Origin of the sequence: Prauserella oleivorans, assembly GCF_042685745.1 — a bacterium.
GTDB classification, from domain to species: domain Bacteria; phylum Actinomycetota; class Actinomycetes; order Mycobacteriales; family Pseudonocardiaceae; genus Prauserella_A; species Prauserella_A oleivorans.
In genome coordinates, this window is record NZ_JBHUNT010000001.1 from 1,683,112 (window position 1) to 1,708,224 (window position 25,113).

Consider the following 25,113-nt stretch of genomic DNA (forward strand, 5'->3'; position numbering starts at 1 on the left):
CGCCGTGTCTGCGGTTCGGTCGGTGTTTCGGCAATTCGTCAATGACGCGCCTCGCGGTCGAGGATCTTCTGCAGGGCCGTGATCAGAGCGGTTCGCTCGTGGGCCGTCAGCGGTTCGACGAGCTCGTTCTGGGTGACGGTCAGCCGGGCGTGGATCTGGTCGAGCCTCTCCCGGCCTTGCGTGGTTATCCGGACGAGTTTGCGCCTCGGATCGGCTGGGTCAGGGCGGCGTCGCAGGCACCGCTGCTCTTCCAGTTCCAGGACCCGTTGGGCGACGTCCTTCCGGTCCATGTGCAGGTGGTTGCCGATCTCGGCCTGGCTGCAGGGCCCGAACTCCTCGACGGCGCAGAGGATCGCGTAGTGGTAGCGGCCGGCTCCGAGTGAGTCGAAGACCTCGCGACTGCGACGGCCGGCGATCGCCGCGACCTGGGTGAGCAGCCAGCTGGGCGTCTCCAGGAGTCGCTGGGGTGGACGATCGGACATGCATCTCCTTGCGTTGGTGACACCAACGATATAACTTGCGTTGGTGACACCAACTATAGGAGACAGTGTGAGCGGGAAACCACGATCGTGGCTGGTTCTCGGCGCCGTGGTGACAGGACAGCTGATGGTCGGGGTCGACGCGACCATCCTGGCCCTTGCCGTCCCCGGGATGGCCGCCGATCTTCACCTGAGTTCGCAGGCGGTGGCCTGGGTGATGGCCGGGTATGTCCTGGCAGCCGGGTCCCTGATGATCGCCGGAGGACGGGTCGCCCAGGCGGCCGGGTACAAGCGCGTGATGACGCTGGGGCTGGTCACCTTCGGCCTCGCCTCGGCGGTCGGAGGCGCTGCTGATTCTGCCTGGGTGCTGATCGGTGCCCGGGGCGCCCAGGGGGTCGGCGCGGCGGCGATGACGCCGGCCGCGATGGCGCGGCTCTCGGCGGCGTTTCCCGGCGAAGGGCGCGACCGGGCGTACGGCATCTTCGGGATGATCATGGGGAGCGGAACGGCCATCGGACTGCTGCTCGGAGGTATGCTGACCCAGCTGTCGGGCTGGCGGGCCTGCATGTACGTCAACGTCGCGTTCGTCGCGGTCGCACTGATCCTCTCGGCCCTCGCCGGAGACCGAGTTGAGCGGTCACCCGGACATGGCCGCGGCTCTTGGCGCGGTCTTCTCCTGGCTGTGGGGGCCGCGCTGGTCATCCATGCGCTCACAGTCGTGGCCAGTCCCGGGCAGGCAACAGCATTCGGGGTCGCTGGTGTCCTGGTACTCGTGGGGTTTGCCATCTCCGACCGGCGCGCGGTCACCCCGTTGATACCGACCGAGCTTTTCGGCGACGCGACCAGGCGGGTCGCTTATCTCGGGCTCTTCCTCTGGGGTGTTGCGACGATTGCCACGTTCATGGCGGCGAGCAGTTCGCTTCAACAGGTGCATCAACTCTCGCCGCTGGCGACCGGTGTCGTGTTCTTGATCTACCCGGCCGCGATCCAGCTGGGGCTGTTCTTCTCCCGCCGATCCGGCGCCACACCTCCGGCCCGGTCGATCGCTGCCGGACTCGCGGTGATCTGCACTGGCCAGATCGTCTTCGCGATCGCGCCGACCGGCCTCGCCACAGTTGTCATCACCTTGGGGATCATGGGGCTGGGGACCTCGCAGGTCATGCCGAACGCCAACAGTGCGATGAACCGGGACGCCGGACCCCACGCGGGAGTCGCCGGAGCCGTCGGGACCACCCTGCAACAACTGGGAGCAAGTGTTGGCCTTGCCCTTCCCGTGACCCTGACCGCCATGACCGCGCACGCACCCGGCATCGCCCCCGGCGTCACCGCGCTCGCGTTGATGATCGGCTCGGGGCTCGCCCTGCGTCAGACGCGATCGACCACCACACCCTCATCGCACGCGGCCGCGGTACGAGAATCCTGACCCGGAGCACGGCCGGGGGAGTTGCCGCCCCCGGAATGGCCACTCACCGGCCGGCCTCCGCCGGTACCACCGCCACATCCAGCCCATGCGTTGCAGCCGGGGTGCCGGTGAGCTGCCGAGCCTCCTCCTGCGGCAGCTCCGCCGTGCGCACCGGCTCGCCGTCCACGAGCAACGGCATCCGCGCCGGACCGGCCGCGACGTAGGCGAGCACCCCGTCCGGCACGGTCCCGTCGTCCAGCCGGACGGTGCCATGCGGCAGCCGGGCCAGGTCGTAGCGCACGCCGCGGCCCTCGCACACGTCGAGCACGGCCAGTTGCTCCGGCGTCGCGAACCACACCGCGTGCCACTCGGTGAGACCGGGAGCGGAAGCCAGGGTCGCCGGCCGCTGCCCGTCCCGGGCCCGCACGCCCGCCGCCCACACCGCCGCGACGTCCCGGCACTCGGCCCGCGCCACCACCACTGGCCCGCGCAGGCCGAGTTCCTCGCGCAGCCACGTGATCTTCGACGGGCAGGCGTTGGACCCGTAGGCCAGCACCGGAATCCGGTCGGTGCGCCAGCCGTCCGGCGCGGCCCCGAGCGCGTGGCCGGCGCCGTCGTGGTGCACGTACGAGCAGTCCGGTCGCGCGCCCGGGTACGGGTCGGCGGGGAATTCCGCGTCGGTGAACAGCAATGCGTCAGTCGAAGGTGACCACGCTGCGCAGCACGTCCCCGGTGTGCATCCGCTCGAACGCGTGCTCCACGTCGGTCACGCCGATGCGCTCGGTGACGAACTTGTCGAGCGGCAACCGTCCCTGCAGGTACAGGTCCACGAGCATCGGGAAATCGCGGGACGGCAGGCAGTCGCCGTACCACGACGACTTCAGCGACCCACCGTGCGAGAAGAAGTCGATCAGCGGCATGTCGTCAAGCCGCATGTCCGGCGTCGGCACGCCGACCAACACCACCGTGCCCGCCAGATCGCGCGAATAGAACGCCTGCTTCCACGTCTCCGGCCTGCCGACCGCGTCGATCACCACGTCGGCGCCGAAGGACCCCGTCAGATCCCGGATGGCCTCGACGATCTCGTCGTGGCTCTTGCCGCGCGCGTTGAGCGTCGCCGTGGCGCCGAAGTCCTTCGCCCACTCCAGCTTCCGGTCGTCCATGTCCACGGCGATGATCGTGGTGGCGCCGGCGAGCCGGGCGCCGGCGATCGCGGCATCACCCACGCCGCCGCAGCCGATCACGGCCACCGAGTCGCCCCGGGTCACCGCACCCGTGTTGATCGCGGCACCGATCCCGGCCATCACACCGCAGCCGAGCAGACCGGCGACCGCGGGCTCGGCCTCCGGATTGACCTTCGTGCACTGTCCGCTGTGGACAAGGGTCTTCTCCAGGAACGCGCCGATGCCCAGCGCCGGACTGAGCGGGGTCCCGTCGGCCAGCGTCATCGGCTGCGCGGCGTTGAACGTGGAGAAGCAGTACCACGGCTTGCCACGCTTGCAGGCGCGGCAGGTGCCGCACACCGCGCGCCAGTTGAGGATCACGTAGTCACCGGGAGCCACGTCGGTGACGCCCTCACCGACCGCCTCGACGTAGCCGGCGGCCTCGTGGCCGAGCAGGAACGGGTACTCGTCGTTGATCCCGCCCTCGCGGTAATGCAGGTCGGTGTGGCACACCCCGCATGCCTTCACCGACACGACCGCCTCGCCGGGGCCCGGGTCCGGCACCAGCACGGTCTCCAGGGTCACCGGTTCACCCTTGGCGCGGGACACCACGCCTTGCACCTCGTACGGCATGTCGCTGTCGTCCTTTCGGCCGTCGTCTCTAGCCGCAGCTTGCCACGATTGCCACGGTGGCCGCGAGGTCGAGTGATTCAGGGCTTGATCACATACACGATGCCACCCGGCCCGCTCGCGACGTTGCCCTGCGCGTCATGGCGTTTGGTGCGCTGCCAGATCGTCTCGAACTGCTCCCGCGGGTAGACGTTTCGGACACCCTCCGTGGTGTCCGAGGCGGGGTCGTTGACGATCACGTCGCCGTCCTCGGTGAAGCCGATGACCACCATGATGTGCCCGGCTGTGCCGTAGCCCGCGCCGTCGAGCTCCTCGGCGAGGAACGACTGCGACGTGATGACCGGTACGCCCCTGGCGATGTAGTCCTCCAGCTCGGCCAGCGAATGCAGCCGCGTGATGTGGCCGCGCAGGCCGTAGTGCGCGGCATAGGCCGTGTTGAACGGCCAGTTGCCGGTGCCCTCGTAGGAGTAGTCGTAGGTGTGCCGCGCGGCGTGGGCGACCGCCGGGTCGGGGTAGCCGGCCGGCAGCCAGGAGAGCTCGTCGGCGCTCGGTCCCCGGCCCCAGTACTCCAGGACCATCGCGGTCGAGGTGGGGCTGCACCAGTTCTCGCCACCACCGCCGTACTCGGGGTAGTGGCCGCGGTGGACGTTCTGCGCGTACCGCGGCACGTCGAGCTCGATGCCCGCCGCCTTGCCGGGCGGGGAGATGGGCACCTCGAACCGTTCGGGCACGTACGACGTCATGGCGCCGGCCTGGCGCAGCACCGGCGTCGCGTCGCTGCCCCGCGCGCGGTAGAGGGTGACCCGCAGCTGATACGCCGCGAACCGCACGCCGGGCTTGGCGACAAGTGTGTCGACATTGACGCTCGCGTGGTCGTCGTCCTGCCCGGCCACCGTGGTGCGGCGGATGTCGCCGTCCCCGTGAGCCCATTTGCCCAGGACGTACCACGCGGTGTCCGTGCCATCCGCCGTGCGTGCCTTCGCCTCCACCTCCAGCCACGTGCCGTCCGGGGTCGCGGCGTTCCACGACGCCACGAGCTCACTCGCGCCGAACCCGGGCTTGTGCAGCGGGGACGTCCACCGGCCGTACTCGTAGCCGTCCCGCGTCCCGGCGGGCTCGCTGATCCGCAGGCCGTCCTGGCCGGGGCGGACGCCCGTGAGCTCCCCGCGCGCGAACTCCCGCGCGGCGCTCCAGCTGTGGTAGTCGATGTCCTCGTCCTCCCGCGTGTCCACGCTCGCCGTCGCCGTCGGCTGGATGATCGCCGAAGCCACGACGGCTGCCAGCAGCACCGTTCGGAGTCGTCCGCGCATGGCGAGCAATTTTCGCCGTCACCCGGGTGTCTGTAAACAGCTTTCGGCCGTTCAGACCACGGCTTGAGTCTGGGTCACTTTCGCGGCCAGCCCGCCCGCGTCATCGTGGATCTCGGTCTCGACGACGATGATCCGCCGCCCCGCGTGCAGGATCCGGGCCGTTGCGGTGGCGTGGCCCTCGCGGATCGGCCGCAGGAAGCTCGTCCGTGACTCGACGGTCGTGGTGCCCGAGGCGCCGTCGGGCAGGTTGAGGTAGGCGCACACGGCCGCGGTGGAGTCGGCCAGCGACATCAGCACGCCGCCGTGCAGGGTGTTGCCGAGCGTGCACAGTGACGGGTCGAACGCGATCCGGCTGCGCACGATCTCGCGGCGGTGTTCGAGCACCTCTATGCCGAGTCGCTCGGTGAACGGCATGGTGCGGTGGAAAAGTGTGGTCCCCTCGGTGTCCATGCGCCCGACTCTGCCCTGCGCGCCTGCCCCGTGTCGATGACCCGGGAGGTAAGGACCGATCATTCATCGGGGCGCGGGCCGTCCTCTTCGGACTTCCCGGCATGGTCGGAACACGCCACGGGCACGCGCCCCCGACCGCGGCGACGCGTGCCCGTGACTTCGGCGTAGGAAACCGGCGTCAGAAGTGGCTGATGTCGAGCTTGCCCTCGGCATGGGCGGCGCGCAGCCGCTTCTTGTCGAACTTGCCGACGCTCGTCTTCGGGACCTCCGGCACGAACGTCCAGTACTCCGGCAGCTGCCACTTGGCGACCTTGTCCCGGAGGAACTCGCGCAGCTCCTCCGCGGTCACCTGCTCGCCCTCCTTGACGACCACGGCGACCAGCGGCCGTTCGTCCCACTTCTCGTCCGGCACGCCGACCACGGCCGCCTCGGCGACGGCCGGGTGCCCCATCACCTGGTTCTCCAGGTCGACCGAGGAGATCCACTCGCCGCCGGACTTGATGACGTCCTTCGCGCGGTCGGTGAGCGTCAGGTAGCCGTTCGGCGTGATCTTGCCGACGTCGCCGGTGCGCAGCCACCCGTCGTGGAACTTGTCGGGGTCGACACCGCCGTGGTAGCCGCCCGCGATCCAGGGTCCGGCCACCTCGAGCTCGCCGACGCTCTCGCCGTCCCACGGCACCTCGTTGCCGTCGTCGTCGATGAGCCGTGCGCGCACCGACGCCGGGAACCGGCCCTGGGTGTAGCGGTACTTCCACGCCTCCTCGCCGCTGGTGCCCGCAGGCGGCCGCGCCACGCTGCCGAGCGGCGAGGTCTCGGTCATGCCCCACGCGTGCAGCACCGGAACGCCGTAGCGCTCCTCGAAGGCGTGCATCATCGCGGGCGGCGCCGCGGAGCCACCCACCACGACCTCCCGCAGGTGGCTGATGTCCTGCGGGTTGGCGTCGAGGTACTGGAGCAGTCCCTGCCAGATGGTCGGGACCGCCGCGGCGTGGGTCGGCTTCTCGGCCGCGAGGATCTGCGCGATCGGCTCCGGCTGCAGGAACCGGTCGGGCATCACCATCGACGCACCCGCCATGAACGCCGCGTACGGCACGCCCCACGACATCGCGTGGAACTGCGGCACGATCACCAGCGCCTTGTCCGACTCGTCGAGCCGCATGCCGTCGCTCATGCACACCTGCATGGAGTGCAGCCAGATCGAGCGGTGCGAGTAGACGACACCCTTCGGGTCACCGGTCGTGCCGGACGTGTAACACATCGCGGCCGCCGACCGCTCGTCGATCTCCGGCCAGTCGAACTCCTCCGGCTGGCCGGCCAGCAGCTCGTCGTAGGAGTGCACCTGCACGCCGTCCGGCGCCTCCAGCGACGCGGCGTCGCCGTTGGCCACGATCACGTGCCGGACGGTCTTCAGCTGTGGCAGCTGCTTGGCGAACAGCGGGATCAGCGTGCCGTCGACGATGACGACGTGGTCCTCGGCGTGGTTGGCCACGAACACCAGCTGCTCGGGGAAGAGCCGGATGTTGAGGGTGTGCAGCACCGCGCCCATCGCGGGGATCGCGAGGTAGGCCTCCACGTGCTCGGCGTTGTTCCACATGAACGTGCCGACGCGCTGGTCGCCGGTCACACCGAGGCCGCGCAGCGCGTTCGCCAGCTGGGCGGCGCGCTTGCCGACCTGGGCGTAGGTCGCCCGCCGGGCGCCCGAGCCGGTCCAGGTGACGACCTCGCTATCGGCGTGCAGGGTGGAGCCGTGCCGCAGCAGGTGGGCGAGAGAAAGCTGTCCGTCCTGCATCGTGCTCAACATTGAGTCTCCCGCGGGGTTTCGAACTGTGAACTGGGTTACGCGATGTGGGTTACGGGCGAGCCTAATGCGCGTCGGGTGTGGTGCACATGTGCTGTCTGCACAACTGTTACCGACCGGTATTGGGCCTTGTTCGCACCGGCCGCGGGCGCTGACCAGCATGCCTCGGTCGGGGGGACATCGCGTGTCGATTTCGCGGGATCGGTGGTCTTGGCGTTTACTGGGGCCCGTGGTAAGAGACGGCCTGGCCAGCGCTTGCTCGGGCAAGCACCTGGGCATCCGGGTTGTCGCCGCTGCACACGCGGCACCCGAGAAGAAAGGAAAGGTACGTTGGCTCTGCCTACGTTGACTCCGGAACAGCGGGCGGAAGCCCTGGCCAAGGCGGCCGAGGCTCGCAAGGCGCGCTCGGAGCTGCTCGCGTCCATCAAGTCGGGCAAGGAGAGCATCGACTCGGTGCTCAACCGCGCCAAGGAAGACAAGACGGTCGGCAAGACCAAGGTGACTCAGCTGCTCAAGGCCGTCCCCGGGCTCGGTGCCGTCAAGGTCGCCGCGCTGCTGGAGCAGACGGGTATCGACCCCGACCGGCGGGCCGCCGGCCTCGGCGAGCGGCAGCGCGAAGCGCTCATCAACGCGCTCAAGTGACGTGAGCCTCGTGGGTGGCTAGCCGCCCTCGTGGCCGGCCGGCCACCCACGGGGAAACCCCATGGCCCGGGCCAGCGTCGCGAACTTGGCCGACGTCTCGGCCAGTTCCGCGTCCGGATCGGACTCCGGCACGATCCCGCCGCCCGCGTAGAGCCGCAGCGACCGCTGCGCCACCTCGGCGCAGCGGATCGACACTGCCCACTCTCCGTCGCCCTCGGCGTCCACCCAGCCGACCGCGCCCGCGTAGTAGCCGCGCTCGAACGGCTCGAGTTCCCCCGCCAGTTGCCTGGCCGACTCGGTCGGCGTGCCGCAGATGGCCGGAGTGGGATGCAGCGCCGCCGCCAGCCGCAACGCGGTGACGTCCCGGTCGGCGAGCTCGCCCCGGATCGTGGTGCCGAGGTGCCACATCGTGGGTGTCGAGACCAGTTCGGGCACGCTCGGCACGTCCAGCGTCCGGCAGAACGGCCGCAGCGCCTCCGCGACGGCCTCGGTGAGCACGGCGTGCTCGATGTGGTCCTTGCGCGAGGCCAGTAGCGCCTTGCCGTTCTCGGTGTCGGTCACCGGGTCGGGTGAGCGCGGCATCGACCCGGCATGCGGGTGCGAAACCACCCGCGTGCCTCGCCGGGACAGCAGCAGTTCGGGGCTCGCCCCGACGAGCGTGCGGCCACCCGGCAGGCCCGCGCCGAACGTGTACCCGCGCCGGTTGTCCTTGACGAGATTGCACAGGATCGCCTCCGGCGACACCGGCTCGGCGAACTCCACATCGAGCGCCCGGGCGAGTACCACCTTGCGCAGGTTGCGGGCCCGCAGCTCGGTGACGGCCCTGGCGACGGCGGCCGCGTGCCGGCGCCCGTCCGGGAGCGAGCGCACGCGGACGGGGGTGCCGACGTCGCGGCGCGGCAGCCGGTTCACCCCGGGGTGCGCGGGCCCGGCGAACCGCACCGTCTCCGGCAGCACGAGGCGGCCCGGAGTGGCATCCGGTTCGGCGCTGGTGAAGGGCAGCACGCCCACGGCGACCGGCGCCGCGGCGGTGGGCAGGACGGTGCGCACCCGCTCGGCCAGCGCCACCTCGTCGGTGCCGGTGAGCTCCGCTGCCACCCCCGCGGCGTGGAGCGTGGTCTCGGCGGTCGCGAAGAAGAAGTCCCCGCGCACGTATTCCTCGACCAGTCGCGCTGCGTCCATCCCTCTATTGTCCGGTCGCCGCCGGGGCGGCACCCCACCAGCGCTGCGTGAGGTGCACCTCGTCGGCGGTGAGCACCGCGACGGCCGCGTGGTAGCCCTCGCCCGGGTCGAGCTCGGCCAGCCGCGTGCGCTCCGGCGTCAGCGCCGGGTCCTCGGACGCCGCCAGCCGGGGGCGCTCGTCCGGCGCGGAGAGCGTGAGGCTCCGCAGCGGGATGCGCAGCCCGCGGCCGGTGGCCTTCATCAAGGCCTCCTTGCCGGTCCAGTACCGGAAGAACGCCTCGGAGCGCTCCGCGGCGGAAAGCCCCTCGAGGGCGGCGCGCTCGGCGGGGTTGAGCGCGTACTCCAGCATCGAGTCGTCGGCGCGCCTGCCGGTCGACTCGACGTCCAGGCCGAGATCGACGCCGTCGGCCAGCGCGATCCCGACGCGCTCGCCCGCGTGGGAGATCGACAGTTTCAGAGCGGCACCCGGGATCCGGGGCGGTCCGTGCTGCTTGCCGCAGTCCTCGCACGTCGCGTCGAAGACGATGTCGGCCGGGTCCGCGCCGAGGTGTTCCGCGGCGAGGGTCCTGGCCAGCACCCGGCCGGTGACGAAGCGCCTGCGGTCGTCCTCCCGTCGGTACGCCGCGTGCCGTTCGCGCTCGGCATCGGTCAGCAGGGGCAGGTACTCGCCAGGGTCGGCGACAGGGGTGGCCCACCACACCGCGCACTCGATCACGTTTCGAACCTACGGCGTGCCGGTGGCCTGTCACCAGGTGCCCGGGTGCGTTACGGTGGCCACTAAGCGAATGCTTAGTAGTCGAGGGAGTCTGCGGGCATGGATTTCAGCCTGAGCGTGGAAGAGCGCGAGATCCGGGACTGGGTGCGCACCTTCGTGCAGCGCGAGCTCGTCCCACGCGAGCAGGAGGTGCTGCGCCGCGAGCGCGCGGGCGAGCCCGGCCTGCGGGCCGACGAGCTGGAGGAACTGCAGCTCAAGGCCCGCGAGTCCGGCTTCTGGGGGGTACAGACCCCCGAGGAGTACGGCGGCATGGGGCTCTCGGCGGTCATGACGGCGCTGCTCGAGGCGGAACTGGGCCGCACGTTCGTGCCGTTCCGCTTCGGCGGCTCGGCCGACAACATCCTGTTCCACGCCAACGACGAGCAGAAGGAGCGCTACCTGCTGCCCACCATCGAGGGCAAGCGCAAGTCGTGCTTCGCGATCACCGAGCCGGGCGCCGGATCCGACGCCAAGGCCATCCGGACCACCGCCCGCAAGGACGGCGCCGACTGGATCATCAACGGCGAGAAGACGTTCATCACCGGCGGGAACGAGGCCGACTTCGTCATGGTGTTCGCCGTCACCGACCCCGAGAAGGGGGCCAACGGTGGCGTGACGTGCTTCCTCGTCGATCGCGACATGGGCTGGCGCTCGGAGTACATCGACACGATGGGCGAATGGGGCCCGGCCTCACTGATCTTCGAGGACGTGCGCGTACCGGAGAGCCAGGTGCTCGGCGAGGTCGGCCAAGGCTTCACGCTGGCCATGCAGTGGATCGGGCGCGGGCGCTACCTGTTGCCCGCGCGGGCCATCGGATCATGTGAACGGCTGCTCTCGATGGCCATCGAGCACGCCAATACGCGCGAGACGTTCGGCGCGCCCATCGCCGAACGGCAGGCGATCCAGTGGATGATCGCCGACTCTGCCGTCGAGATCGAGGCGCTGCGCTGGCTGGTGCTCAACGCCGCCTGGCAGGTCGATTCCGGAATGGACTCGCGGCACGCGCAGTCGATGGCCAAGCTGTACGGCGGGATCAAGGCCAACGAGATCGTGGACCGCGTGCTGCAGATCCACGGTGGCATGGGTTACACCCGGGAGCTGCCGATCGAGCGGTGGTACCGCGAGCTGCGGCTGCTGCGGATCTACGAGGGCACCGACGAGATCCAGCGCCGGACCATCGCGCGGAACCTGCTGAAAGGCCACGTCAAGGTCGGCGCGGCCCTCGGCTGACGTGGTGGGGACGGTCCCGCTGTGGCGGCGCGCACGGCACCGCCACAGCGGGGTCGCCCGTCAGGACTTGTTCGGCTCGCCGCGCTCCTTCAGAGCCAGGGGCACGCCGGCGAGGTCCTCCTCGTTGCACAGGATCTTCAGGTTGTAGTACGGGAACCCGTCCCGGTCGTCGTAGTCGAGGTGGACGGCGACCACGTCCACCGCCTCGCCCAGCCACTGCTGAGCCTGCCGGAGCCAGTCGGCACACCGGTCGAGCGCGGCAGGGAGATCGTCGTCGCGGAACTCGACGGGCCGATAAGGCACATCCTGAATCTGGTCTCGCGGGTCGGAAGGCGTCGGAAGCCCCGGAGCGAGACCCGCGTCGTTGAGTTCCAGCTGGATTGTTTCCTCACTCACCCCACGAGCGTCCCTCAGTGGCGGCTCCGGGGCAAGCGTGGGGGGTCCGAGGAGTTCGGCAGACCACATCATCGTCGCATGTCGGGAACGCCCAGCGCACGGTGTGCGAGCTGGACGTAATGCGCCGCGAGCTGCTCCAGCGTCAGTGGGCCACGAGGTGAATACCACCTGGCCACGCCGTTGCACATCTCCAGCAGGGCGATCCTGGTCGCGGCGGGCTGGGTGGTGGCGAACACACCGCTGCGCAGGCCGTCGTCGATGGCGTCCGACCACAGCTGCTCGTAGGTGTCCCGCACGTCGACGACCGCCCGCCGCGCTCTCGGCGAGAGCACGTCGACATGGTTGTCCACCACCCGGGTCTCGTTCGGCTGCCGGGCGTGGGTGGTCACATGCAGGGTGACGAGCCTGCCGATGCGCTCGACGGGGTCGTCGACGCCGTCGAGCTCGCGGGCGGCGGCGTCGAGCAGGCGTTGCAGGCAGTCGAGCATGATCTCGGCGAGCAGCTGCTCCTTCGTGCCCATGTAGTGGTACAGACTGGCCGAGGAGAGCTTCGCGGCCTGCGCCAGATCGCGGATGCCGGTGCCGTGGAAGCCCTTGGTGGCGAACAATTTGACGGCAGCGCGGCGCACCCGCTCCCGGCTGGTCAGAGCCATGTGGCCGCTCGCAGGTCGTACGATCCCGCGCGCAGGTCGCCCGCCTTGCGCAGTTCACCCTTGGCCACCCGCTCGGACGGCGTCATCGGCAGCGAGTCCACAAAGGTCCAGAAGCGGGGAACTTTGAAGTAGGCGAGCTTGCTCGCGCAGAACTCGGCCAGCTCCTCGGGCGAGGCGTCCGCACCGTCCTCGAGCACGACGTAGGCCTTCACCTCCTCGCCACGGAGTAGATCCGGGACCGCCAGCACCGCCGCCGCCCGCACGCCGGCGTGCAGCTGGAGGACCCGCTCGACCTCGTCGGCGGAGATGTTCTCGCCGCTGCGCCGGATCATGTCCTTGGTGCGGCCGACGTAGAACACGCGCCCCTCGGCGTCCATGCGCGCCAGGTCGCCGGTGTGGAACCAGCCGCCGCGGAACGCGCGCGCGGTGGCCTGGGGGTCGTCGTGGTAGCCGTGCATGAGGCCGATGCCACGGATGAGCAGCTCGCCCGTCTCGCCGCGCGGCACGGGCCTGTCGTGCTCGTCGGCGATCATCACCTCGCGGTGCGGGGCCGGCCTGCCGAGACACCCGGTGCCCACCAGCGCGTCGTGGTCGTCGGGGTACATGCGGATGTCGCCGCCGGTCTCGGTCATCCCGAACGCCTCGTACCACGGCGCTCCCCATCGGCGTTCGAGCTCGGCGTGCAGATCCGGCGGGATGGCGGAGGCGGTGACGGCGCGGACGCGGTGGTCGCGGTCGGCCGATGATTCCGGCATCCGCAGCAGCAGCGTCGGCATGAGCCCGAGGCAGTAGAACCACGTGACGCCGTGCTCGCGGACCTTCTGCCAGAACGTCGAGGGGTGGAACCGGTCGAGCACCACGAGGGTCGCGCCGGAACGGAGTCCCAACGCGACATTCCACTGTGGATCGATGTAGTGGAACGGTTGTGCCGTCAGCATGACGTCGGTGTCGGTGACCGCCGGGAACGCCGTGGCGAGGTCGTCGGCCAGGGTGGTCCAGTACCGGTGGGGGAGCACGCAGCCCTTCGGCGCTCCCGTCGTGCCGGATGTGTACTGGATGTTGGTGGGCAGTTCGGGCGTGGGCGTGAACGCCGGCGGGTCCCCGGCGGGCCGCAGGTCGTCGAGGGTGAGCACGCGCTCCACGGACGTGCGCGGGGCGATGGTGCGCAGCAGGTCCGCGAACTCCGGCGTGGTGACGGCGAGCGTCGCGCCGGAGTGCCCGAGCACGTGGGCGCCGTCCAGCTCGCGGTAGCCGGTGTTCACGGGCACCAGCACGGCACCGATCCGCGCCAGCGCCAGCCACAGCAGCGGGAACTCGGGCTGGTTGCGCAGCATGACGCCCACCCGGTCGCCCGGTCCGGCGCCGTGCGCGGCCAGCGCGGACGCCAGCTCGCGGCTGCGCCGGTCCACGTCGGCGAAGGTCAGCCGCTCGCCGGTGGCGTCGAAGATCCACGCGAGCTTGTCCGGCCGGCGGCGGGCGGCGGTGGTGACCAGTTCGACGAGGTCCTGCGTGCTCATCGCGACCGGAACTCCTCGCTGCTGCGCGCCACCTCCGTCGAATGTTCCGTCAGCAGGGCGTGGGCGACCTCGACCTCGAGGGCCGTGTCGAGCGCGCTGTCGATGCCCTGGTCCAGGGCACGCTTGGCGAGGGTGACGGAGGCGGCGGGCTTGGCGGCGAGCGCCGTGGCCAGCCCGGTGACGCGCTCGACGAGCTCCTCCCGCGGCACGACGGTGTTGACCAGGCCGATGCTCGCGGCCGTGGGGGCGTCGATGTGCTCGCCCAGCAGCACCAGCTCCTTGGCCTTGAGCGGACCGACCAGCAGCGGGAGCAGCCGCGACGCCGCGCCCGTGACACTCAGCCCCAGGCCGGCCTCGGGGAAGGCGAACACGGCGTCGTCGGCGGCGACGACGAGGTCGCAGCCGAGTGCGAACTCGGCGCCCGCGCCGATGGCGTAGCCGTGCACGGCCGCGATCACCGGCTGTGGAAGGGCCCGCAGCCGGCGCGTGACGTCCTGCAGCCGTTCCAGCCGGGCGCGCGAGTCGCCCGTGGGCGGTGGTGCCTTGAGGTCGTGCCCCGCGCAGAAGGCACGACCCCGGCCCGCGAGCACCACGGCGCGCACGGTGTCGTCCGCGGCGATCCGGCCGAGCGCGCCGAGCAGGTCATCCACCAGCTCGGGGGAGACGGCGTTGAGCCGCTCCGGGCGGCGCAGCCACACGAACGCGACCGCGTCGGACACGGTGAGTTCCACGGTCCCCATGCCGGGCAGCGTATCCGAACCGATCGATCGATCGATAGCCCGCGCGCTGGACGCGGCCCGCGCCGCTGTGCTGAACTCCACCCATGCCCGTACGTGACGCCGTCGCCTCGGACGTCGAGGAGATCTGTTCTCTCATCGAGGAACACGCCCGCTACGAGGGCAACCACGACCTGGTGCTCGACCGCGCCGAGCTCCGCCGGTACCTCTTCGGTCCGCAACCGAAGGCATGGGTGCTGATCGCCGAGGTCGACGGCCGGGTCGCCGGGATGGCGTTGTGCACGTGGACGTTCCCGAGCTGGGACGCCCGGCCCGGCATCTTCCTCGACGACCTGTTCGTGCGGCCGGCCTACCGCAGACACGGCCTCGGCAAGGCCCTGATGGACGAGCTGGCCGCGCGCACGAGTGGCCGGGTCGAGTGGGAGATGCAGGAGGGCAACGAGCGCGCCGAGGCGTTCTACGCCCACCTCGGGGCGAAGCCCGTGGAGGGCTGGATCCGCTACCGCTGGCGCCCCCACGACGGATGATGATCGCTCCGGACGACGCCGTATCGTAGTGGTATGTCTGACGGCTCCACCCGGCGATCGTCCTCGATCGAGGACTACATGCGGGCCATCTACGGCCTGTTCGAGCGCGGTGAGCCGGTCACGAACACGTCGCTGGCCGGCCGGCTCGAGGTGAGCCCGTCGTCGGCATCGGGCATGGTCACCAAACTCGCCCAGCAGGGCCTCGTGGAACACGTGCCCTACCGCGGCATCGCGCTCACCCCGGAGGGCCTGCAGCTGGCCCGTGCGGTGCTGCGCAGGCACCGGCTCATCGAGTCGTACCTCGTGTCCGAGCTCGGCTACACGTGGGACGAGGTGCACCCCGAGGCCGACCTGCTCGAGCACGTGATGTCCGACCGGCTCGTCGAACGGATCGCCGCCAAGCTGGGCAACCCCGTGCGCGACCCGCACGGCGACCCGATCCCCGCAGCGGACGGCAGCGTGGAGGAGTTGTCGACCCGATTGCTCGACGAGTTGCCGCCCGGGGCGGTCGGCGAGATCGTCCGCGTCTGGGACACCGATCCGGAGTTGCTGCGCTACCTCGCGGAGCGCGCGATCACCATCGGTGACCGCATCGAGGTGGTGGAGCGCCAGCCGTTCGGCGGCCCGGTGGTGGTGAAGGTGGGCCCACCCTCCGACGCGGCGACGCACGCACTCGGCACCGAGATCGCGCAAGCGCTTTCGGTCGCGCTGCGCTGAGGCTCTCGCTGCCCCTCGTCGTCGATCACTGACGCCCTGAAACCGGGACTTTCGCCCCTTACCGGTCCTGTCGCCACGCTTCTACGGTTTGGCCCGTTCCTCGACGAGCGGAGCGACGATGACCGGTCAGCGAACACCCCAGATGGAGCGGGGCCGGATTGCGCCACGGGAGCTCGACTCGCTGCTGGCGACCGGGCCTTTCTCCGTGGCGCTGCGAGCCGCCATTAGGGCGCGGGGCCTCGGACTCGAACGGATCCAGTACCGGCTCAAGCGCAGAGGGGTTCCCGTGAGCCTGGCGACGTTGAGCCACTGGCAGTCGGGCCGCTGCCGCCCGGAGCGCCCGGGATCCCTGGCCGCACTCCGGTACCTCGAGGAGGTCCTGGAGGTGCCGGACGGTGCGCTGCTCCGGCTACTCGCCCTGGAAGACCGCCGTCAGGGCGTCGCGCACGCGAGCCAGTGAGGCGCGGATCCACGGCAACGCCACCGGGTCCGCGCTCGTGAGCGCGCAGGACCGCTGCTCGGTGTCCTCGCCGTAGAGCAGGCTCGTGGCGACGCGGAAGCGCAATGCCGAGGGGTCGTCCCCGAACGCCGCACCCGCCAGCACGCCGATGCCGTGCCGGTCGAGCAGGTGGCCGGCGAGCTCGGCTCCGGTGGCGAATCCGTGGGCGCGCAGCGGTTCGAGGTCGGGATAGAGGTAGAAGCCCGCCCGCGGTGGCCTGCAGTGCGCCCCGGCGGCGGTGAACGTCTCGTGCATCGCGCACGCGACGGCGCCATGCAGCCGACGGCTCGCGGCGATGTGGTCGCGGACCTCCGGTGGCTCGTCCAGCACGTACGCGGCGACCTCCTGCATGGGCGCGGGCAGGCTCGACCAGACCTCGCTGGCCACGCCGATCACGGCCGCGCGGATGTCGGGCCGCGGGATGCGGGCGAAGCCGATGCGGTAGCCGCCGAGTGCCATGCTCTTGCTGAGTCCCGCCGTGACGATCGTCCGTTCCGGCAGGTGGTGGGCGGGGCTGTGCACGGTGGCCGGGCGCGGGCCGCTCGCGGAGTGGACGAGGTCGCGGTAGATCTCGTCGGAGACCACCGTGAGCCTGTGGGCGTCCGCGACGGCGCACACCTGCGCGACCAGGTCCGCGTCGGCGAGCGTGCCGGTCGGGTTGTCGGGCAGCGTCAGGATCAGCACGCCGGGCTCGGCGCCGTCCCGCCGTGCGCGCGTGAGGGCGTCGTCGAGCAGCGCCGGGTCGGGGACGCCGCCCGCCTGCTGCGGGATGGGCACGCCGAGCACGCGCTTGCCGGTGAGGGCGGCCTGCGCGGCGTAGCTGACCCAGGACGGGCGCGGCAGCACGAGGTCACCGGGCAGCACGGCCAGCAGCGCGTACAGGAGCGCCTTGCTGCCGGGTGCGAGCACGACGTCGGCCGGCTCGGTCGGCAGCCCGCGCCTGGTGAGGTACCCGGCGGCGGCGTGCCGCGCCTGCGGCGAGCCGGCCACGGCGCCGTACTCGTTGCGCCCGGCTGCCCCGGCGAGGACCTCGGTGACCTGGGCCAACACCGGCAGGCCCGCTTCCCCGAAGCCGAGGTGCACGACGTCCTCGCCTGCCGCCCGCCGGGCACGGACGCGTTCGTCGAGTGCCAGCGTCGCGGAGTGCTGTACCACTGCGGAGTCCCGCGGCATCGGATGCCTCCTTGTCTTGCATTCAGGATAGCCGGTGCAATGTTCATTGCGGTCGTTCGGTGGTGGGACGGGCGCCGGGCGAGCGCGGGCTCGCTTGGTGTGCGCCGTTCCCGTCACCGTGTGCGCCGTTCCGGCAGCCGTGTGCGCCGTTCCGGTCGCCGTGCGGGTGCCGAGCCGCGGCCGGCACGCACTCGGTCAGACACGTGCCACGCCGGCGAAGCGCCTCCGCACGTCGGCGACCGACAGGCCGAAGTCGGCGAGGCTGTACCGGTGCGCGGGGCGGGTCGCGCCCGTGGTGCTCTCGGCGTGCAGCGCCCGCATGGCGGTGCGGGCTTCGTCGGAGAGCCGCAGCCCGAAATGCGTGTAGACGTCCTCGACGGTGCCGATCGGGTCGGTCACGAAGTCGTCGTAGCGGACGTCGAAGAAGCGGCCATGGTCGTGCCGGGCGCGCTCGGCGGTGAACGTCTCCAGCCCGCGCGCCCACAGCTCCAGCTGGTCGCGGCCGACCGTCGCGCCGGTGAACGTGTCCGACCAGCCCGCGCTCGCCTGCGCGTTCAGGCTGCACACCGAGGCGATCGCGACCTCCGGCGGCCGGTGCGTCTGGATCACCAGCGCATCCGGGTACACACGCAGCAGCGCGTCGAGCGCGAACAGGTGGCTCGGGTTCTTGAGCACCCAGCGGCGGTGGCCGTCCGGGAGTCCGATGAGCTGCAGGTTGCGCCGGTGTCGCCGGTACGCCGCTGTCCAGTCCTGTTCGGACAGCCATTCCGAGTAGGCCGGGATGTGCGCGAGGCACTCGAACGACACCGACCGCATCGACTGCCGCAGCAGCTGCCAGCATTCCTCCACCTGGTCGGCCGACATCGCGTGCACGCCCATGAACTCGGGGTGCTCCACGTGGTAACGCTCGTAGCCCGCCTGGATCCTCGCGTACACCGGATCGTCGGGCCACGTCTCGCGGGGCGGTCTTGGCTGCGGTACCTCGGTGAGCCACACCTCGAGCCCCTGGTGGGCCGGATCGGCGGTGAGCAGCCGGTGGAGCGCGGTGGTGCCGGTCCGCGGCAGTCCGGTGACGAAGATCGGCCGTTCGATCGCGACGTCCGCGTGTTCCGGGTGCCGTTTCCACGCGGCCTCGCTGAGGAGCCGGGCCACGAGCGCACCCCGGAGGAACGCGCGTTTCACCTTGCGTCCCAACGGCGTCAGCCCCGCCTGCCGGTGGTAGGAGTCGAGCAGCACGGCGAGCCCGTCGGTGTAGTCGTCGATGCCGAAGTCGTCGAGTCCGGTGACCCTGGTGGCCGACGCCTGCAGGTCCTCGATCGTGCCGACGGTCATGGTGGTCCCCTCAGTGGTGGTACTCGCCGCAGTTGACATCGAGGCACTGGCCGGTGATCGCCCGCGCGAGCGGCGAGGCCAGGAACACCACGGCGTCGGCGATCTCGTCGGGCTCGGGCAGCTTGCGCAGGTCGATCGCCGCGGCGGTCTCGTCGTACACCTGCTGTGGGTCGACGCCGCGTTTCCTGGCGAGGTAGCCGAAGTACCACTTGAGCGAGTCGCCCCAGATGTAGCCGGGCGCGACCGAGTTCACCCGCACGCCGGCCGGTCCCAGCTCCGTGGCCAGGCTCTGCGCGAGGGCGAGCAGGCTCGCTTTCGACATCTTGTACGCGCCGAACGTCCGCCGGGAATGCCGCAACACGGCGGAGTTGATCATCACGACCGATCCGCCGCCCTCCAGTTCGGGAACGAACAGGCGGGTGAGCCGCAACGCCGCCAGCACGTTGGTCTCGAACGCCGACCGCACGGCATCGATGTCCACAGTGGCCAGATCGGCGAGCGGCGGCATGGCGAAGGCGTTGTTGACGAGGGCGTCCACGTGGCCGAACGCCTCGATCGTCGTACGCACGAGCTGTCGCGCCGAATCGTCGTCGGTGATGTCGGTGGGCACGGTCACCGCCCGCCTGCCGAGTGCGGTGACCTCCTTCGCCACCTCGTCCAGCCGGCTCTCGGTGCGGGCGCCCAGCACCACATCGGCTCCCTCCCGCGCGCTGCGCACCGCGATCGCGCGGCCCAGCCCGGGGCCGACACCCGAGACCACCACCACCTTGCCGTCGAGCAGCATCAGCCGAGCATCCTCGTCGCCACGGCGGTCTGCCGCGCCGTGATGCGTCCCGCCCACTCGTCCCGCGTGATCCGGGCGTGGTCGTAGTACGGGAGCCGCCGCGGGAGTTCGTCGACCGGGACCACCTCGACCGTCGGGCCGTCCTCGGGCCCCAGGTCGCGGGACAGACGCTGCCAGCGGATCTGGACGTACCCGCGGTCGTGCCCGAGCCGTTCCAGCCAGTTGGCAACGCCGGGATCACGCTCGCTGACGACGAAGCGCAGTATCCCGTCCGGGTCCACTCTGGCCTGGTCGGCGGTGAGGCTGGTCTGGTGGTTGACGTAGTCGAGCGAGACGTACCACATGCTGCCGAGCTGGATCCCCTGATACGGCGCGTCCGACGCGGGCACGGTGATGACCATCGCCTCGTCGTCGGCGAGGTCGTAGTGCCCGGCGGAGGAGAACTGGGTCGCGAGGCCGCCCGGGGTCCGGCGTGGCTCGGTCATCGTGTTCACCGGCAGCCTCAGGTAGAACCACTCGGGGAAGGCGAGGAACGTCCGCAGCCTGCTGAGCAGGATCTTGCCCGCGACGCCGTACCGCTTGGCCACCGTGTCGCGGGCGAGCGGCGGTGGTGCGGCGCCGAGGTTGCCTGCGCGGTGGATGCGCAGGGTCCCCCGGTGTTCGCGGTGCCAGTCGCTGTAGACCTCGCGCACCACCAGCATCGCCGAGCCCTCACCGAGCACGAAGTAGCCGGGTCCGGCCTTGGCGCGGTCCGGGCCGAACCGGATCTCGAACTCTCCGTCCTCGCCGATCTCGATCTCGCGGTCGTCGAAGGCGGTGAGGCTGTCCGGGACGTCGACGGGCGAGTAGTCGCCGTTGAGCACCTGGAAGCTCAGGTCGCGGGTGGTGCCGCGGGTGCCGCTGACGACGTACTCGGCGTCATCGCGCAGGTAGGCGTGGAAGTACAGCGCGTCGGGGTTGTCCAGCCCCATCTTGGTGTACGGGCCGGTGGACTGCACGAAGAACGGGAAGTCCCGTTCGTAGGCCCAGGCCAGGTGCAGGGACGCGCGGATGCTGCCCGCGAGGTAGTCGTATCCCTCGACGAGGTCGGCCTCGGTGCGCACGTGCGGGGCGTCGGCGATGATCTTCTCGGCCTCGACGACGGCATCGGCGAAGGGCTGCGTGATCACCCGGCAACAGTAGAACTTGTTCTACTGATTGGTCAATGACGAGCCGGAGGACGCCGCCCACCTGATGGCCGTGAACCGCAGGCTGGGCAGGTCGTCCAGCGACAGCATCAGCTCGTACACGCGCGTGTAGCCGGTGTGCCGGATGCGCCAGGTGCCGTCGCCGTCGCGGGTGTAGCGGTCCTCGTAGAACGCGGCGCCCTTGATGAGCACGCGGTGCTCGGGGGAGATCACCGTGTCCTCGAACGACCAGGTCCCCGTCGCCGTGTCGCCCGCGATGTCGATTTCCGGCTGCCCTGCGGAATGCGTGGTGATGATGTCGCCGCCGAGGTGGTCGCGAAGGAAGCCGAGGATGGCGTCGCGGCCGGTGAGGGCGAGCGGGTCGCCGTAGGTGCGGGTGCCGTACTCGGCGGTCGCGTCGGGGGTGAAGACGTCGGCGAGTTCGGTCCAGCGCTTGAGGTCGACGCAGCGGAGGTAGCGGTGCTTGACGCGCTTGATCTCTTCGAGGGCGACGATGTCCATGGTCCCAGCTTCCGCTCGGTGTTGGGATTAGGCAAGAACACGTTCTCATTCCGCTGCCGTCCAGTCCCGCCCGAGGCCCGGCGGGCGCGGCTTGCTTTGCTGGAGTGGTGACCACAGACGCACGAGTCGCCGCGCGGCTCGCCGAGGAGGCCGGACGGCTGCTCCTGGGCGTGCGCGCCGAGGCGGGAGATCTGGACCCGAAGAAACTGGGCAGGCGTGGAGACCTGCGCGCCAACGCGCTGCTGCTCGAACGGCTCGCCGCCGAACGGCCCGGCGACGCCGTGTTGTCCGAGGAATCGGCCGACGACCCGGCCCGCCTCGACGCCGACCGCGTGTGGATCATCGACCCGCTCGACGGCACGCGGGAGTTCTCCCGCCCCGGACGCACCGACTGGGCCGTCCACGTCGCGTTGTGGCTGGCGGGCAAGGGCATCGCGGCCGCGGCGGTGGCGCAGCCCGCGCTCGGCGCCGTGTACGCCAGCGACGACGTCACCCCGCCACAGCGGCGCGACGGGCCGCGCCGGATTCTGGTGAGCGACTCCCGTCCGCCCGCGTTCGCCGACGCGGTGGCGGCCCAGGTCGGCGCCGAACTGGCTCCCATGGGGTCGGCGGGGGCCAAGGCGATGGCGGTGCTGCGCGGGGAGGCCGATGCCTACCTCCACGCGGGCGGCCAGTGGGAATGGGATTCCGCGGCGCCGGTCGGTGTCGTCCTGGCCGCGGGGCTGCACGCGTCCCGCATCGACGGCACGCCGCTGGAGTACAACGCGGCCCACCCCTACCTGCCGGACCTCCTCATCTGTCGCCCGGAGCTGGCGGAGCCGCTGCTGGCTGCCCTCGCCGGGCACGCCAGGGACTGACCACGAACAGACGAACGCGGGCGGGGCCGTGTGGTCCCACCCGCGTTCGTTGTTCCGGCGCTGTACCGCGGTCGGCTCAGCCCTCGGACTCGGCGACGCAGACGTCGGAGCCGCCGCCCTCGGACTCGCCCGCCGGCGAGAGGAGCGGCACCGACAGGCCGTTCAGCGCGTCGGCGACCTGAACGCCCAGCACGTTGACGTTGTTGTCGCACACGCCGACGTTGTTGTCGTTCAGCACGTCGTTGACGTTCACCAGACCGAGCTGGCCGTTGGGGCCCTCGACGTCGTCGTTGATGATCTGGGTGGCCGTCTTGTGGATTTCCTTGTGAATGTCCTTGTCGATGGTGTCCCCGCCGCCTGCGAATGCAGGCGAGCCGATCATCAGCAGGCCGGCCGCCGTTGCGGCTACAAATGCGGACTTCTTCAACATCTACCTATTCCTATCGACTCGGGGAATCGTTTGGCGGGTCGGGTTGTCAACCGCAGCCGGGAATGAAGTTACTCGAGAAGCGGGCGGCGTACAGCTCGCCGAGTAACGCCGCCGTCACCCGCTGTGGTTGTGACGCATGCCATACCCAACAGGGGTTTGGTCGTGTTTCAGCCGTGTGACGAGCCCAGACGTCGTCGCTCGACAACTACGGAGAGTGTGTCCCATGACGCGGCCGTGTGGGCGTTACCACCCGACGTAATGGCACTCCGGTTTGCGGTAAGTAGTTTTGCTTTCTTCGAGAAATGCCCCGATAGGGTTACGGAGCCGACTTGATCGCGAAAGAGATTCAGGAATTGTCGCTGCTCGTTGCCGGAGGAACGCGGTCGCCTTTCCGTTCGGCCGGCCGGCAATGCGCGGGGCGTCGATGCCGGCGCGGCAACACGAGGCGTCGTGCTCATTTCTCCGCAAGGGTCGAGAAAATGCCCGTCGGATTCCCGCGAAATCGATTCCGCGCAAGCCCGATTCCGTTCCGCCGGGCGTGCCGGTCAGCCGGCAAGGGCCTCCAGCACCTGGCGGCCGTACTTGGCCAGTTTGTTCTCCCCGACCCCGCTGACACCGCCCAGTTCGGCGAGCGTCGTCGGGCGCTCGGCGGCGATCTGGCGCAACGTCGCGTCGTGGAAGATCACGTACGCGGGCACGCCCTGTTCCTTCGCCGTGGCCGCGCGCCACGTGCGCAGCCGCTCGAACACCGGCGCCGCCTCGGCGGGCAGCTCCGCGGCCGCGTCGGCCCGCTTCGCCCGGCCACGCACCACCCGCTTCGGCTCCCGGCGCAACCGAACCTCACGCCCGCGGTAGAGCACCTCGTCGCTGGACGGCGTCGTCACGAGCGTGCCGTAGTCACCCTCGACGCCGAGCAGTCCCATCGCCAGCAGCTGGCGCACCGCGCCGCGCCACTCGCCCTCGGCGAGGTCGGTGCCGACGCCGAAGACGCTGAGCTCGTCGTGCCGGTGCTGTGTGACCTTCGGGGTCTTCTTGCCGAGCAGGATGTCGATGATCTGGCCCGCGCCGAACTTCTGGTTCCGCTCGCGGCGCAGCCGCACCACCGTGGACAGCAGCTTCTGCGCGGCGACCGTGCCGTCCCACGACTCCGGCGGCGACAGGCAGGTGTCGCAGTTGCCGCACGGCTCGCAGTCCTGGCCGAAGTAGGCGAGCAGCCGCACGCGACGGCAGTCGACCGTCTCGCACAGCGCGAGCATCGCGTCGAGGTGTGCGGCCTGCTTGCGGCGGTGTGCCTGGTCGCCCTCGGAGTTGTCGATGAGCTTGCGGTGCTGCATCACGTCCTGCAGCCCATAGGCGAGCCACGCCGTGGACGGCAGGCCGTCCCGCCCGGCGCGGCCGGTCTCCTGGTAGTAGCCCTCGACCGACTTCGGCAGATCCAGGTGGGCGACGAACCGTACGTCCGGCTTGTCGATGCCCATGCCGAACGCGATGGTGGCCACCACCACCAGGCCGTCCTCGCGCAGGAACCGCGCCTGGTGCTCCGCGCGCGTCCCGGCGTCGAGCCCGGCGTGGTAGGGCAGCGCCTCGATCCCGTTGCGCACGAGGAACTCCGCGGTCTCCTCGACCGACTTGCGCGTGAGGCAATACACGATCCCCGCGTCGCCGGAGTGCTCGGTGCGCAGCAGCTCGAGCAACTGCTTGCGCGGCTCGTTCTTCGGCACGATGCGGTACTGGATGTTGGGCCGGTCGAAGCTCGCGACGTGGTGCAGCGCGTCCTCGAGGTTCAGTCGCGAGGCGATCTCGGCGTGAGTGGCGGGGGTCGCCGTCGCGGTAAGTGCGATGCGTGGCACGTCCGGCCAGCGTTCGTGCAGGTCCGACAGGCCGAGATAGTCGGGCCGGAAGTCGTGCCCCCACTGGGCGACACAGTGTGCCTCGTCGATGGCGAACAGCGACACGGTGCCGCGGTCGAGCAGCCGCTGTGTCGACTCGACCCGCAGCCGCTCCGGGGCCAGGTAGAGCAGGTCCAGCTCACCGGCGAGGAACTCCGATTCCACCATGCGCCGTTCGTCAGGGTCCTGCGTCGAGTTCAGGAAGCCCGCGCGCACGCCGAGCGTGCGCAGGGCGTCGACCTGGTCCTGCATGAGCGCGATGAGCGGGGAGATCACCACGCCGACGCCGTCCCGCACGAGTGCGGGGATCTGGTAGCACAGCGACTTGCCACCGCCGGTCGGCATCAGCACGAGGGCGTCGCCGCCGGCGGTGACATGGTCGATGATCTTCTGCTGCCCGGACCGGAACTCGGCGTAGCCGAAGACCCGGTTCAGCACCCGCAGTGTCTCGGGGGAACTCACCCGCGCGATCCTACGGAAGACGCGTGGCGACCTCAGCCGAGTGCGCGAGCCTCCCGCAGCCAGCCGGAGAAGACCGCCTCGTCGACGTCGTCCGCGCCGCGCAGCTTCACGCCCGCCATCTCGCGCGCGCCCGGCTCGAGTCTGCCGGACGGGTCCGGGACGGCCTGCCCGCGCCAGAGGCTGAACGCCAGGTGGGCCTTGTAGCCCTTGAGCAGGCAGATCGGTTGCTTGCCGGGGGCATCGCCCGCGCTCCACACGGGGTGGCCGTGCCACATCGCCTCGTTGGCGCCGGGGAGTGCGTCGCGGATGAGCGCGAGCATCGCCTTGCCCGCGTCGGCGAGGGGCTCCGGGAGTGCGGCGAGGTAGTCCTCGACGGTCGTGTTCGTGGCCATGATCATCCTCTTTCGGTGCT

At 70.6% G+C, this 25,113-nt stretch carries 27 protein-coding genes; 7 read left to right on the plus strand and 20 right to left on the minus strand.

Annotation, left to right across the window (positions count from 1 at the left end; all coding sequences use genetic code 11):
* Positions 1-38: 38 nt before the first annotated feature.
* Entirely contained in the window at positions 39-482 is a 444-nt protein-coding gene (locus ACFSZT_RS08325; RefSeq protein ID WP_377389882.1) for a MarR family winged helix-turn-helix transcriptional regulator, read from the minus strand.
* Positions 483-549: 67 nt separating this feature from the next.
* Here ACFSZT_RS08325 and ACFSZT_RS08330 point away from each other — a divergent pair, with 67 nt between their 5' ends.
* Positions 550-1,902 carry an MFS transporter gene (locus ACFSZT_RS08330; protein WP_377389884.1) on the plus strand — a complete coding sequence of 451 codons (1,353 nt, stop codon included), beginning with the start codon at positions 550-552 and terminating at the stop codon, positions 1,900-1,902.
* Positions 1,903-1,945: 43 nt separating this feature from the next.
* Here the strand turns inward: ACFSZT_RS08330 and ACFSZT_RS08335 are convergent, their stop codons facing one another.
* The 5 genes from ACFSZT_RS08335 to ACFSZT_RS08355 all read right to left on the minus strand — a co-directional run bounded on the left by ACFSZT_RS08335 (position 1,946) and on the right by ACFSZT_RS08355 (position 7,235).
* Positions 1,946-2,506 carry a gamma-glutamylcyclotransferase gene (locus ACFSZT_RS08335; protein WP_449301426.1) on the minus strand — a complete coding sequence of 187 codons (561 nt, stop codon included), beginning with the start codon at positions 2,504-2,506 and terminating at the stop codon, positions 1,946-1,948.
* 70 nt (positions 2,507-2,576) lie between these two features.
* A complete protein-coding gene (locus tag ACFSZT_RS08340; RefSeq protein WP_377389888.1) occupies positions 2,577-3,677 on the minus strand; it encodes an S-(hydroxymethyl)mycothiol dehydrogenase in 1,101 nt (366 codons plus the stop codon).
* 77 nt (positions 3,678-3,754) lie between these two features.
* Positions 3,755-4,984: a C39 family peptidase gene (locus tag ACFSZT_RS08345; protein WP_377389890.1), complete on the minus strand. Its 1,230-nt coding sequence runs from the start codon at positions 4,982-4,984 to the stop codon at positions 3,755-3,757.
* A gap of 51 nt (positions 4,985-5,035) precedes the next feature.
* Complete coding sequence (locus ACFSZT_RS08350; protein WP_377389892.1) at positions 5,036-5,434, minus strand: PaaI family thioesterase; 399 nt, start codon at positions 5,432-5,434, stop codon at positions 5,036-5,038.
* Positions 5,435-5,612: 178 nt separating this feature from the next.
* The gene (locus tag ACFSZT_RS08355) at positions 5,613-7,235 is read right to left on the minus strand and encodes a long-chain fatty acid--CoA ligase (RefSeq protein ID WP_377389894.1); all 1,623 of its coding nucleotides are present in this window, start codon (positions 7,233-7,235) and stop codon (positions 5,613-5,615) included.
* 327 nt (positions 7,236-7,562) lie between these two features.
* Here ACFSZT_RS08355 and mihF point away from each other — a divergent pair, with 327 nt between their 5' ends.
* Positions 7,563-7,874, plus strand: a complete 312-nt coding sequence (gene mihF / locus ACFSZT_RS08360; RefSeq protein ID WP_377389896.1) for an integration host factor, actinobacterial type — start codon at positions 7,563-7,565, stop codon at positions 7,872-7,874.
* An 18-nt stretch (positions 7,875-7,892) separates the two neighbouring features.
* Here mihF and ACFSZT_RS08365 read toward each other — a convergent pair whose 3' ends face one another.
* Positions 7,893-9,056 carry an isochorismate synthase gene (locus ACFSZT_RS08365; RefSeq protein WP_377389898.1) on the minus strand — a complete coding sequence of 388 codons (1,164 nt, stop codon included), beginning with the start codon at positions 9,054-9,056 and terminating at the stop codon, positions 7,893-7,895.
* 4 nt (positions 9,057-9,060) lie between these two features.
* Positions 9,061-9,771, minus strand: coding sequence for a 4'-phosphopantetheinyl transferase family protein (locus tag ACFSZT_RS08370; protein WP_377389900.1), 711 nt, complete (start codon positions 9,769-9,771; stop codon positions 9,061-9,063).
* A 99-nt stretch (positions 9,772-9,870) separates the two neighbouring features.
* Here ACFSZT_RS08370 and ACFSZT_RS08375 point away from each other — a divergent pair, with 99 nt between their 5' ends.
* Positions 9,871-11,040 carry an acyl-CoA dehydrogenase family protein gene (locus ACFSZT_RS08375; RefSeq protein ID WP_377389902.1) on the plus strand — a complete coding sequence of 390 codons (1,170 nt, stop codon included), beginning with the start codon at positions 9,871-9,873 and terminating at the stop codon, positions 11,038-11,040.
* A gap of 60 nt (positions 11,041-11,100) precedes the next feature.
* On the opposite strand, the gene ACFSZT_RS08380 is transcribed toward ACFSZT_RS08375, so the two are convergent.
* From ACFSZT_RS08380 to ACFSZT_RS08395, 4 genes are all read right to left on the minus strand, one after another.
* A complete protein-coding gene (locus ACFSZT_RS08380; protein WP_377389904.1) occupies positions 11,101-11,436 on the minus strand; it encodes a hypothetical protein in 336 nt (111 codons plus the stop codon).
* Between the two features lie 68 nt (positions 11,437-11,504).
* Positions 11,505-12,089, minus strand: a complete 585-nt coding sequence (locus tag ACFSZT_RS08385; protein ID WP_377389906.1) for a TetR/AcrR family transcriptional regulator — start codon at positions 12,087-12,089, stop codon at positions 11,505-11,507.
* The gene (locus ACFSZT_RS08390; RefSeq protein ID WP_377389908.1) at positions 12,080-13,606 is read right to left on the minus strand and encodes an ATP-dependent acyl-CoA ligase; all 1,527 of its coding nucleotides are present in this window, start codon (positions 13,604-13,606) and stop codon (positions 12,080-12,082) included. Before ACFSZT_RS08390 ends, ACFSZT_RS08385 begins: the two co-directional genes overlap by 10 nt.
* Positions 13,603-14,346, minus strand: a complete 744-nt coding sequence (locus ACFSZT_RS08395; RefSeq protein WP_377389910.1) for an enoyl-CoA hydratase/isomerase family protein — start codon at positions 14,344-14,346, stop codon at positions 13,603-13,605. Before ACFSZT_RS08395 ends, ACFSZT_RS08390 begins: the two co-directional genes overlap by 4 nt.
* An 83-nt stretch (positions 14,347-14,429) precedes the next feature.
* On the opposite strand from ACFSZT_RS08395, the gene ACFSZT_RS08400 reads away from it, so the two are divergent.
* The 3 genes from ACFSZT_RS08400 (at position 14,430) to ACFSZT_RS08410 (ending at position 16,047) form a co-directional block, all read left to right on the plus strand.
* Positions 14,430-14,870, plus strand: coding sequence for a GNAT family N-acetyltransferase (locus tag ACFSZT_RS08400; RefSeq protein WP_377389912.1), 441 nt, complete (start codon positions 14,430-14,432; stop codon positions 14,868-14,870).
* A gap of 33 nt (positions 14,871-14,903) precedes the next feature.
* A complete protein-coding gene (locus tag ACFSZT_RS08405; protein ID WP_377389914.1) occupies positions 14,904-15,587 on the plus strand; it encodes a metal-dependent transcriptional regulator in 684 nt (227 codons plus the stop codon).
* A gap of 118 nt (positions 15,588-15,705) precedes the next feature.
* Entirely contained in the window at positions 15,706-16,047 is a 342-nt protein-coding gene (locus ACFSZT_RS08410; RefSeq protein ID WP_377389916.1) for a transcriptional regulator, read from the plus strand.
* On the opposite strand, the gene ACFSZT_RS08415 is transcribed toward ACFSZT_RS08410, so the two are convergent.
* The 5 genes from ACFSZT_RS08415 to ACFSZT_RS08435 form a co-directional block, all read right to left on the minus strand.
* A complete protein-coding gene (locus tag ACFSZT_RS08415) occupies positions 15,997-17,259 on the minus strand; it encodes a pyridoxal phosphate-dependent aminotransferase (protein WP_377389918.1) in 1,263 nt (420 codons plus the stop codon). The genes ACFSZT_RS08410 and ACFSZT_RS08415 overlap by 51 nt on opposite strands.
* 195 nt (positions 17,260-17,454) lie before the next feature.
* Entirely contained in the window at positions 17,455-18,591 is a 1,137-nt protein-coding gene (locus tag ACFSZT_RS08420; RefSeq protein WP_377389920.1) for a sulfotransferase family protein, read from the minus strand.
* Positions 18,592-18,601: 10 nt separating this feature from the next.
* Positions 18,602-19,375 carry an SDR family oxidoreductase gene (locus ACFSZT_RS08425; protein ID WP_377389922.1) on the minus strand — a complete coding sequence of 258 codons (774 nt, stop codon included), beginning with the start codon at positions 19,373-19,375 and terminating at the stop codon, positions 18,602-18,604.
* A complete protein-coding gene (locus ACFSZT_RS08430) occupies positions 19,375-20,544 on the minus strand; it encodes a hypothetical protein (RefSeq protein ID WP_377389924.1) in 1,170 nt (389 codons plus the stop codon). Before ACFSZT_RS08430 ends, ACFSZT_RS08425 begins: the two co-directional genes overlap by 1 nt.
* Before the next feature lie 21 nt (positions 20,545-20,565).
* The gene (locus tag ACFSZT_RS08435; RefSeq protein ID WP_377389926.1) at positions 20,566-21,063 is read right to left on the minus strand and encodes a nuclear transport factor 2 family protein; all 498 of its coding nucleotides are present in this window, start codon (positions 21,061-21,063) and stop codon (positions 20,566-20,568) included.
* A 107-nt stretch (positions 21,064-21,170) separates the two neighbouring features.
* Here ACFSZT_RS08435 and ACFSZT_RS08440 point away from each other — a divergent pair, with 107 nt between their 5' ends.
* Positions 21,171-21,920 (plus strand): 3'(2'),5'-bisphosphate nucleotidase CysQ, encoded by a 750-nt coding sequence (locus ACFSZT_RS08440; RefSeq protein ID WP_377389928.1) that lies wholly within the window; start codon positions 21,171-21,173, stop codon positions 21,918-21,920.
* Positions 21,921-21,996: 76 nt separating this feature from the next.
* On the opposite strand, the gene ACFSZT_RS08445 is transcribed toward ACFSZT_RS08440, so the two are convergent.
* From ACFSZT_RS08445 to ACFSZT_RS08455, 3 genes are all read right to left on the minus strand, one after another.
* On the minus strand, positions 21,997-22,350 hold the full coding sequence (locus tag ACFSZT_RS08445) for a hypothetical protein (protein ID WP_377389930.1): 354 nt from the start codon (positions 22,348-22,350) through the stop codon (positions 21,997-21,999).
* A gap of 545 nt (positions 22,351-22,895) precedes the next feature.
* On the minus strand, positions 22,896-24,701 hold the full coding sequence (gene recQ, locus ACFSZT_RS08450; protein WP_377389932.1) for a DNA helicase RecQ: 1,806 nt from the start codon (positions 24,699-24,701) through the stop codon (positions 22,896-22,898).
* Between the two features lie 32 nt (positions 24,702-24,733).
* A complete protein-coding gene (locus ACFSZT_RS08455) occupies positions 24,734-25,093 on the minus strand; it encodes a DUF1801 domain-containing protein (RefSeq protein ID WP_377389934.1) in 360 nt (119 codons plus the stop codon).
* Between the last annotated feature and the right edge of the window lie 20 nt (positions 25,094-25,113).